This is a genomic window from Streptomyces jumonjinensis (assembly GCF_009600885.1).
In the GTDB taxonomy this organism is placed as follows: domain Bacteria; phylum Actinomycetota; class Actinomycetes; order Streptomycetales; family Streptomycetaceae; genus Streptomyces; species Streptomyces jumonjinensis.
Genome location: NZ_VCLA01000111.1, coordinates 61,417 through 70,730 on the forward strand (window position 1 = coordinate 61,417; position 9,314 = coordinate 70,730).

7 protein-coding genes are annotated in these 9,314 nt (G+C 75.7%); 1 reads left to right on the forward strand and 6 read right to left on the reverse strand.

Annotated elements, in window-relative coordinates; all coding sequences use genetic code 11:
* Nucleotides 1-51 precede the first annotated feature (51 nt).
* Together FF041_RS13030 and FF041_RS13035 are read right to left on the reverse strand one after the other, a co-directional pair.
* Nucleotides 52-711 (reverse strand): hypothetical protein, encoded by a 660-nt coding sequence (locus FF041_RS13030; RefSeq protein WP_153522985.1) that lies wholly within the window; start codon nt 709-711, stop codon nt 52-54.
* A gap of 280 nt (nt 712-991) precedes the next feature.
* Nucleotides 992-1,753 carry an aminotransferase class IV gene (locus FF041_RS13035; protein WP_153522986.1) on the reverse strand — a complete coding sequence of 254 codons (762 nt, stop codon included), beginning with the start codon at nt 1,751-1,753 and terminating at the stop codon, nt 992-994.
* A 206-nt stretch (nt 1,754-1,959) separates the two neighbouring features.
* On the opposite strand from FF041_RS13035, the gene cutA reads away from it, so the two are divergent.
* Complete coding sequence (gene cutA / locus FF041_RS13040) at nt 1,960-2,304, forward strand: divalent-cation tolerance protein CutA (protein WP_153481509.1); 345 nt, start codon at nt 1,960-1,962, stop codon at nt 2,302-2,304.
* A gap of 67 nt (nt 2,305-2,371) precedes the next feature.
* On the opposite strand, the gene FF041_RS13045 is transcribed toward cutA, so the two are convergent.
* The 4 genes from FF041_RS13045 to FF041_RS13060 form a co-directional block, all read right to left on the reverse strand.
* Nucleotides 2,372-2,962 (reverse strand): TIGR03086 family metal-binding protein, encoded by a 591-nt coding sequence (locus FF041_RS13045; RefSeq protein ID WP_153522987.1) that lies wholly within the window; start codon nt 2,960-2,962, stop codon nt 2,372-2,374.
* A 74-nt stretch (nt 2,963-3,036) separates the two neighbouring features.
* Entirely contained in the window at nt 3,037-3,741 is a 705-nt protein-coding gene (locus FF041_RS13050) for a SanA/YdcF family protein (RefSeq protein ID WP_153522988.1), read from the reverse strand.
* Between the two features lie 9 nt (nt 3,742-3,750).
* A complete protein-coding gene (locus FF041_RS13055) occupies nt 3,751-5,802 on the reverse strand; it encodes a hypothetical protein (protein ID WP_194292007.1) in 2,052 nt (683 codons plus the stop codon).
* On the reverse strand, nt 5,799-9,314 hold a 3,516-nt coding region (locus FF041_RS13060; RefSeq protein ID WP_153522989.1), incomplete at its 5' end, for a DUF5682 family protein. The genes FF041_RS13055 and FF041_RS13060, both read right to left, overlap by 4 nt.

Here is a 9,314-nt window from a genome sequence, read left to right on the forward strand (position 1 = left end):
TGCCGGGAACGGGGGGATTCGGCGGGTACGGAACGGTCTCGGGGCCGTCCGTCAGCTGCCCTGCGCGCCGCTCGCCCGGCGACGCAGCAGCAGGGTCCCGCCCGCGGCGGCCATGGCCAGTACGGCCACGCCCGTCGCGATCTGGGTGGTGTCCGGGCCGACGCTGCCGCCGACACCGGTCTGGACATGGCCACTGGGCTGCTGATGATGCAGCCCGCCCACGTCGTCCCTGCTGTAGTCGGCAGGGTCATTGCCACCGCTGCCGCCATGGCTGTTGCCGCTTTCGCCGCCGCCGCCGCTGTCGTACGAGCCCGAGTCGCCCTGGTTCTTGTCGCTGTGCGAACCCGGGCGGTTCTCGGAGCTCCGTACGGCGATGTCGCCGGTGACGCGTTCGCCGTTGTTGCAGAGCACGCTGAGGCCGTACGTCCCGGACCGGGCGGAGCGCGGTACCCGGAACTGTCCGACCACGTTCCTCTCATAGGTGCCGGGGGCGAGATGGAACTCACCGGCGCCCAGAGAACGTACGTCGCCGACGCCATGGCCGTTGCCGCCGCAGGCGGTCGCGTGCACGGTGACGATCGCCCCCGGGGCGGCGGTGGACGGATACACCTCCAGGGACTCATGGTCCCTGGCGTGTGCCCCGGGGGCACCGAGGCCTATGGCGGTGACCACCAGCACGGTACTGGAGAGCAGGCGGACGGTGGTGGGCATGGTGTTCCTCCGTAAAGCGAGATGCGGAATACGTCATCTCAGAGGTAAGGCGTCTACCGCCGCCCACGCCTGCTGATACCCCATCAGATTCCTCGACCCGCTCGGCGTGTCGTGCTGGACGCCGGGCGTTGTCGCAGGTCAGAGCGGGTGACGGGGCATCAGTTGCCGACCGCTCTGAATGGGTGACGGTGTCACCCGTCCACGTGGATCATTCGCGAGGATCATCGTGTGGATCATCCACGTGGGTCGGAGCGGATCACGTGTGGATCATCCGTGCGGATCAGATGAGATCCCACTCCAGTCCGTCGTACGCCGCCGCCACCGTGTTCATCAGCGCCGCGTCCACGGTGAACTCGATGTCGTCGATGCGGTCGACCGGCGCGAAGCCGCGCGCGTTGGTGATGAAGGCGGCGCGGAAGCCGGGCAGGTCGGCCAGGGCCGTCCGGCGGCGTACCGAGGGCAGCAGCGGCTCCAGCAGCGCCATGGTCACCCCTCGCAGACACGGGGCGTCGGGCCAGACCACGGCCGTGCCGTCCCAGAAGGCGATATTGGTGATCGCCCCTTCGGTCACCAGCCCGTCCGGCGTGGTGAGCAGCGCCTCGTCGTACCCGGCCCGGTGCGCGAGCGTGCGGGAGTGATGCTGTCCGAAGGAGCCGAGATGCTTGATGTGGGCGTTGTCGCGGGCGTACGGCACGGAGAGCAGGCGATGGGGGGAGCGGGGCATGTCCTGCGGCTTGGCGACGGTGACCATGAGGGTCGCCCGCTCGTCGCCCTCGGGCCAGTACACATAGACCCGGACGGCGCCGTCGCCGGTGCCGGCCGCCGCGAGCGCGTGGCGCACGTCCGCCCGGACCCGCTCGCCGTCCAGGCCCTGCCCGTACAGCTCCCGGGTCGACGCGTCGAGCCGCTCCAGATGCAGGGCGAGCCCGCGTACCCGTCCGTCTCTGACCTGCATGGCGGTGAAGTGCCCGTAAACGGTGAGCGCGGGCACGGCAAGGGCTTCGGCGGTGGCGGCGACACCGTTGATCTCGATGTGCGTCATGGACTCACCCTAATGAGCGGGTGACGGGCGCGGAGCGGCTTCCGGGGACGGGGCCGATTCCGGCGGGTTGGCCCGGTTTCGATGGGGTCGGCGGGGCTTGGTGAGGGCTCGACGGGGGCTCGGCGGGGCTCGGTGGGGGGCTCGACGGCGCCCCGTACGGTGGTGGGCCGGACCCGCCCGTACGAACCGTTGGAAGGGAGCGCCGGATGGACGCGCATTCTCCCGCCGTGCCCCATGCCCTGACCGTGCTGACCACGACCGATACCGCCGCCAAGGCGGAGGCGCTGGCGCGCGGGGCGGTGGAGGCGCGGCTCGCGGCCTGCGCCCAGATCTCCGCGCCCGTGACCTCCGTCTACCGCTGGCGGAACGCCGTCGAGACCGCCCAGGAGTGGCAGATCGTCTTCAAGACCGGTCAGCGGCGGTATCCGGAACTGGAGGCGTATCTGCTCGCCGCGCACGACTACGAGACTCCCGAGATCATCGCCACGCCGCTGGTGCTGGGCAGCGCGGCCTATCTGGAGTGGATCGAGGCGGAGACCAGCGGGCGATGACGGCGCGCGGTCCAGATGGCGGCGCGCGGTCCAGGGGGAGAGCAGCTGTGTCGTGCCGCCGCCGGGATCAGGCGCGGCGGCCCAGCAGCGCGAGCAGTCTGGTCTGGTGACTGTCGCCCGGGGGCGGCTCGATGGGCGGCGCGAAGAGGCCCGACGCCGACAGCCCCGAGGCATAGGGCGTGACCTCCTCCAGCGCGAACGCCACCAGCGCGTCGGGCAGCCGCTCGGACGCGCCGATGGCCCGCGACAGATCCCAGCTGTGCACCACCGCGTCCGTGATCATCTGCGAGCAGTAGGCGACGGCCGGGGTCTCGCCGTACGACAGCCACACCATCCGCTTGAGGGCCCCGGGCTCCGCGAAGGCCCGGTGGGCGGCCCGGGCGGCGGAGTCCCAGGTCGCGCGCGGGCGCTTCCCGAGGACGTCGCCGTCGTACGCGTCGCCCGCCTCCTCGATCTCCTCGGTGGTGGAACCCTCGGTGACCAGGGCGGGAACCCATAGCTGCTCGGCGGTGAGATGGTTGACCAGATCGCGCACGGACCAGTCGGTGCAGGGCGTCGGCTCGTCCCACTGATCGGCCCGCACCGCGTGCACCCGCTCGCCGAAGAGCGCGAGGGCCTCGGAGTGACGGGTGAGCAGGGCCGCCATGTCTCTGTCCATGTTTCCCATGGGATTCACTGTCGCGCGCGAGGAGTGGCCGCGCGAGCCGCCGCCCGGGTGTCGGCGCCCGCGCGTCAGTCCTCCGCCGCCGCCAGCGCCTCCGTCACACCGGCCTCCTGGTCCCCCAGATAGCGGGGGTCCGGCTCGAAGACCACGTCCAGCGCCGCCTTCCCCGCCGCGAACATCTCCCGGACCCCGCCGTAGTACCAGGTCGCGTCGTGCGGCTCGGACACCCCGACCCCATAGGAGTCGACCCCGGCGGAGCGGCAGAGCGCCACGGCCCGGCGGATATGGAAGCCCTGGGTCACCAGGACCGCGCGGTCGACGCCGAAGATCTCCTTGGCGCGGACGCAGGAGTCCCAGGTGTCGAAACCGGCGTAGTCGCTCACGATCCGGTCGTCCGGCACCCCGCGCTCGGACAGATAACCGCGCATGGCGTCGGGCTCGTCATAATCCTCCCGGCTGTTGTCGCCGGTGACCAGGACGACCTTGACCTTGCCCGTGCGGTAGAGCTCGGCCGCCGCGTCCAGCCGGTGCGCGAGATAGGGGGTGGGCCTGCCCTCCCACAGACCCGCGCCGAAGACCACGGCGACCTCCTGGGCGGGCACATCGGCGGTCGTGCGGACCCGGCTGTCGGCGACGGCGTGCATCCAGGTCGCGGGTGCGAGGGCGAGGACACAGCCGGCCATCGCCGCCTGCACCAGCCGTCGCCGGCCGCGCTGGGTACGGGGCAGCCTCGGCGGGCGCAGCCGGGTCAGCAGGCTTCCAGGACGATTCATCACACCAGGTCAGACGCATGGCAGGGCCGATCGGTTCGCCTCCTCTCCGGGGAGAGCGGTGGTCGCGGCGGCGGCGAGGGGGCCGCCGCTCGCCGCGGGGGCTGGTTCCGGGACTGGTTCCAGGGCTGCGTCCGGCTCCGGGTTCGGCTCAGGGGCCGGCTCCGGGGTGTGCGAGGCCCAGGCGGCCGGGATCAGCGAGCGGGCCGCGGCCGAGGCGTAGACCGCGGCGGCGAGCCAGGCCGTGGCGAAGGCCCCGGGGTCCGCGGGGAGCAGTCTGCCGAGGGCGTCATGACGGCGGTCGGCGGCCGTCTCGGCCAGAGCGCGCGCACACTCCGCGCCCGTGGTCAGGCCCGCAGCGGCCAGTCTGCGGGGGAGCTCCCCATCGGCCGAGGCGGCGGTGACGGCCCGCCCGCCCGCCACCGTGCGGTCCACCGCCCGCCGCAGCAGCTCCAGCTCCATGGGGAGTACGGGCGGGGCGGCTTCGGGCCCGGGCCCGGCGGGCTGGGCGGGTCCAGGTCCGGCGGTGGGTTCCTGGGCGGGTCCGGTTCCGGTGGCCGGTATGTGGGAGCGGTTCAGCCGCCGGAGGCCGAGATCCACCCGGACCCGCTCCCCGTCATGACCCGTCCACGCCGCCGCCAGCGCCCGCACCGCGCCCGGTCGGTCGGCCACCGCGCGGGCGATCAGCCACAGGCCGAGGCCGGGGCGGGAGGCGAGCAGCCGCAGATTCTCCGCGTACGCCAGCTCGGGACGCTCGTCCGGCGCCAGCAGCCGCACCACCGGCCCGCCCGTGACCCGGAAACCCCGCGCGGTGACCGTCCCGGCGAGAAAGAGCAGATCGCCGCCGGCCGGGCGGCTCCCGGCGGGCTCGGCCAGCCAGTCGAGGGCGCGGGCCAGCTGCTCGGCGGGCGGTCGCCGCCAGAGCGCGTCGAGCGGCTGCTCATGCCAGCGCGCGCCCGCCGCCCGCACCGAACGCACCCGGGAGCCGCCGCCGATCCGCCCGTCCGGCGAGACCGTGGGGCCGGTCAGGATCACCGCCCCGCCGTCGCCCCACTCGCGCAGCGGCAGCGCACAGCCGCCGGGCAGCGGGGTCCCCGCCGCCTGAACCGCGCGCTCCGGCCCGCCGGGGGCGATGTCCGAGACGGTGTGCAGAACGCCGTCCGGGGCGATGCCGTACGCGGTCGCGCCCGCGTAGCCGGACGCCGTGACCACCGGCTCGGTGAACAGGCCCTGGAGGCGCAGCGGCTTCGCGGGCTGATAGGAGCGCCGCACGGGCGCCGCCGCGTCGGTCGGCCTCCGCAGGAGGCCGAGGAGCCCGGCCAGCTCGGCGGAGAGCTCGGACAGCCGGAACGCCGGGTCGTCCGAGCGCGCCTCACCCAGCAGCCGGGCGATCCGCACCGCGGCGGCGGCCGGGAGCGGGAGCCCGGCGAGCCGTGCCGAGTGCGCCGCGTGCAGCAGCTCCGCGCGGTGGACGGCACCGGTCCCGGTGACCCCGCCGGCGAGGACCGCCGTCGTGGCGGCGCGGAGGGCCGCGAGCGCGGCGGCCCGGACGGGGGTGAGGAGGACCGCCAGCCCGGAGCCCTCCGCCCGGGCGGCCGGGCCGGCGGTCGGGCCCTTGTCCTCGGCCGCCCCTGGGCCGTCGCCGTCCGGAGGGGAGGCAGGACCGTCGCCGCCCTGCGTCCTGCCTGGGCCGTCGCCGCCCGTCCCGGCGGCCGGGACGGCGGTGGGTTCGGCGATCGGGTCTGCGATCGGGTCGGCGGCGGGTTCGGCGATCGGAGCGCTGGACAGGACCGCCGCACGGTGCAGACAGGCCGGGGCGAGCAGACAGCCGCAGACCGCGTCGTCCGGGTGCGCCACGACCCCGTCGCTGGTCCGCAGGGTCACCGAGGTGTCCTCGTCGACCCTGATCCGCACCCCGTCGGGCGTGGTCTCCACCGGCCAGCCGGGGACTTTCGCCAGGGCCGCGTCCGCACGCTTGCGCAGCCGCGCGGGGAGCAGCTCCAGGGCCCCGGCGGCCACCTCGGCCGCCACCGGGGGCAGACCGGGTGAAGGGTTCGTCGTCACCGGTGCGTACCTCCTACGCGCTCGCCGACCCAGCGGGCCAGCTCCAGAGGGCTGAGTGCGGCGATCGGCATGCCCGCCGCCGCCAACCGGCCCGCCACACCGGTCGAGTACCGGGGTCTGCCCTCGTCGTCGAGCGAGGCGCAGCCGAGGACATGGCAGCCCGCGTCCACCAGCGCCCGCACCTCCGTGAGCAGCGGGCCGATCGGGCCGCCCTCCTCGAAGTCGCTGACCAGCACGGTCAGGGTGCGCGAGGGCACGGTCACCAGCTCGCGCGCGTACCGCAGTCCGCGGGCGATGCTGGTGCCGCCGCCCACGCGGACCTCCAGCAGCAGACTCAGCGGATCGTCCACCTGGTCGGTGAGGTCGACCACTTCGGTGGAGAAGGCCACGAAGTGCGTGCTGAGGGCGGGGACTCCGGCGAGGACGGACGCGGTGAGCGCGGACCAGATCGTGGACGCCTCCATCGACCCCGAGACGTCCACGACCAGCACCAGCCGCCAGTCGGTCGATCTGCGGGCCCGGGTGCGGAACACGGGCCGCTCCGGGACGACGGTCACCGCGCCCGTGTCCCCGTCCCGCCGGACGGTCGCCAGATTCGCCCGCAGGGTGCGCGGAAGATCCAGCGGTCCGCCCGGCCGCCGGGTGGGCCGGGGGTGGGCGAGACCGGTGAGCGCGGGGCGCAGCCGGTTGGCGAGCGCCTCGGTCAGCTCCGCCACCAGCCGGGCCACCAGCGGGCGCAGCCGGGCGAGCTGCTGTTCGGGCAGCCCGCCCGCGTACGAGAGAACGGTCCGCAGCAGCTCGACCGAGGGCCTGGCGGCGGCGGGGTCCAGCTCCAGCGCGGCGTCCAGCCGTCCGGAGTCGGCCGCCGTGGCGAGCACCTCTTCGCGTATGCCCGGGCCGAAGAGGGCGGCGAGCTCGTCCGACCAGGCCCGCACATCCGGGTAAGGGGCCTCGCTTCCGCCGCCGTAGGCGTCCTCGCCCCGGGAGCCCTCGCCGCGCCCGCCGCCGTACAGCTCGTCCAGAGCCGTGGCGTAGCGCTGGGCGTTGCCGCTCAGCTCCCGTCCCCGACCCAGCAGCAGCCGCCAGCGCTCACCGGGAGTGAGCCCGGGTGCCGGGGGTTTGGCGACGGGGTCGCCCGGGCCGTCGCCGGGCACGCTGCCCGCGTCCTGGAGGCCGTGCGTCCGCCCGCCCGGGACGAGGGAGCCGCCGTGCTGGTCCGCGGCCGCGCCCGGCCCGTCCGTGCTGGGCGCGGCACCGGGGACGGGGTGTGCACCTCGCCGGGTGCCTGTCTCCGTCCCGCCGCTCCCCGTTCCCCGCTCCGGAACGCCCGGCCGGCTCGCGGCGCGCGCGTCCGGCCGCGCCGCGGAGGTGAGGGCGAAGCCCTGGCCCGGCGCGGAGGCACCCGGCGCGGTGGCCAGGGCCTGGCCCGCTGCCGCGTCCGCCGGGAAGTGCGTGTCGGCTCCGGGCCTTTCGGCGGCCTGGCCCACGGGGTCCGTACCGGCCCCGGGTCCGGCGGCGGCCCGGCCCACGGGGGCGGTGCCTGCGGGGACACGGTCGTGAGGGGCGCTGTCCTCGCCCGCCCCGGCGGCCGGATCCGGCGTCGTGGACTTGCCCGGCCCGGCGGCCGGGTCCGGTGTCGTGGACTTGCCCGGCCCGGCGGCCGGGTCCGGTGTCGTGGGACCGGGCCGTGTGCTCAGCTCTCTCGCCGCGAGGGCCTCGCGGCCCGCCAGGTCGGCCAGCGCCAGCAGGGCCAGGACGGACGGATCCGTCACCGGCCCCGTCAAGGCGCCCGCCGCCGTCCCCGTACGGTCCTCCACCACCGCCAGCAGCCGGGAGCGGGCCGCCGGAGCCAGGATGTCGAACCCGGCCCGCAGCGCGGGCAGCCGCTCCAGGAAGGCGCGGTCGGGGAAGGACTCCACCCGCTCCAGCAGAGGGTCCAGCGCGCGGCCCGTCTCCAGCAGCGGGCCCGCGGCGAGCAGACAACCGCGCAGGAACTCGCCCAGCCGGGCCCTCGGCTCGGACGAGGTGGCGGCATCCGCCCAGGAGGCGAGCCGGGCGCCGAACTCCGCCGGGTCCCGCTGCCCGAGCAGCACCCGGGCGGCTCCCGCGGCGCCCCGCATCAGCGGGGTGGCTCCGGCTTCGAGCCGTGCCAGCGCGTCGGCGAGCCGCAGCCCGCCGCCCACCTCGGCGGCCTGCCCGGCGAGCGCCACCAGGGAGCGGGCGTCGGCCGGTTCGGCGGAGCCCGCGAGGCCGTCCAGCGCCCGCACTCCCGCTGAGACCAGCTCCTCATACGCCGCGTCGACCGCCGGGCGCTCCCAGCCCGCGCCGACGCCGGGCAGATGGCCGGACCGGATCCGGTCCAGCAGATCCATCCCCGCGAGCAGTTCGGGCAGGGCGCCCGTCGCCGGGACCAGCTCGGCGGCCTCGGCCAGCCGCTCGGCCGCGAGCGAGGACAGGGCGCAGGACGCGGCCAGGGCCAGTCCGTCGAGCGCTTCGGCGGCGGTCGGGCCGCCCCGGCGGCGCTCCTCCGCGCGGCGGTGCCGGAGCATGCCCGCGGCGGCCTGCTCCAGGGTCACGCCGTGCGGCCCGGCCACATCGAGCATCGCCGCCGTGGACGGGGACCAGGCCACCGTCCACCGGGTGGTCAGGGCCACGGCCTCACCGACCCCCGCGACGCCGGACTCCTCCCCATAGGGGACCCGGCACACGGCGAGCCGGCGCAGGGCGATCTCACGCCGCCGGTCCAGATCGGAACGGAGCATGTCCAGCCGCAGCTCGCGGGGGCCGGGCTCCGCGGGTCCCGGCAGCCTCAGCTCGGCGAGCAGCGCCTCGACCGAGGGGCCGAGGCCCGAACGGGGGGTGCCCGGGGCCAGCCGGCCCTGCCGTGCGCCCACCAGCACCTGTTCCATCGCCGAGGCCACGACCCGGCCGCGCCCGAGCAGCCTGCCCTGGGTGAGCACGGTCTGCGCGGCCTCAGCGAGCTCTCCCCGCCCCGCGGCGGGCAGCCCGCGCAGCGCCGCGAGATCCCGGGCGACCCGGACCACTTCCCGTGCGTCGGCGGGACCGCTGGGGTGACCGGCCTCCCGGACGGCCGCGCAGATCCGTACGGCCGTGGCGGTCAGCAGATCGTCGAGGAGCCGGGGATCGCCCGCGGCCCGGAAGACGCCGTGCTGCCACTCGGGGTCCCGGATCCCCGCCGGGTATCCGGAACGCTCGTCCAGCAGCGGATACGAGTACGGCACCAGGGAGGTGACGATCCCTCCTCCGTCCCCCGGCTCGCCCGCACGCGCCCCGACGGGCCGGGGGCCGCCGGACCCGGTTCCCGGAGCCTGCGGGCCGGGAGCCTTCGAGCCCGGCTGCGGGGGCTCGGCGACTACGCCCGGGCCGGATTCGGAGGCCACGGTTCCGTACGGCTCCGCTGCCGGCCCCCCTTCCGGAGCCGTCTCCGGACGGGCCGTCAGCGCGGGTGCGTGGAAAGCCCCGACGACCGCCGCCGCCCTTCTACCCCCGTG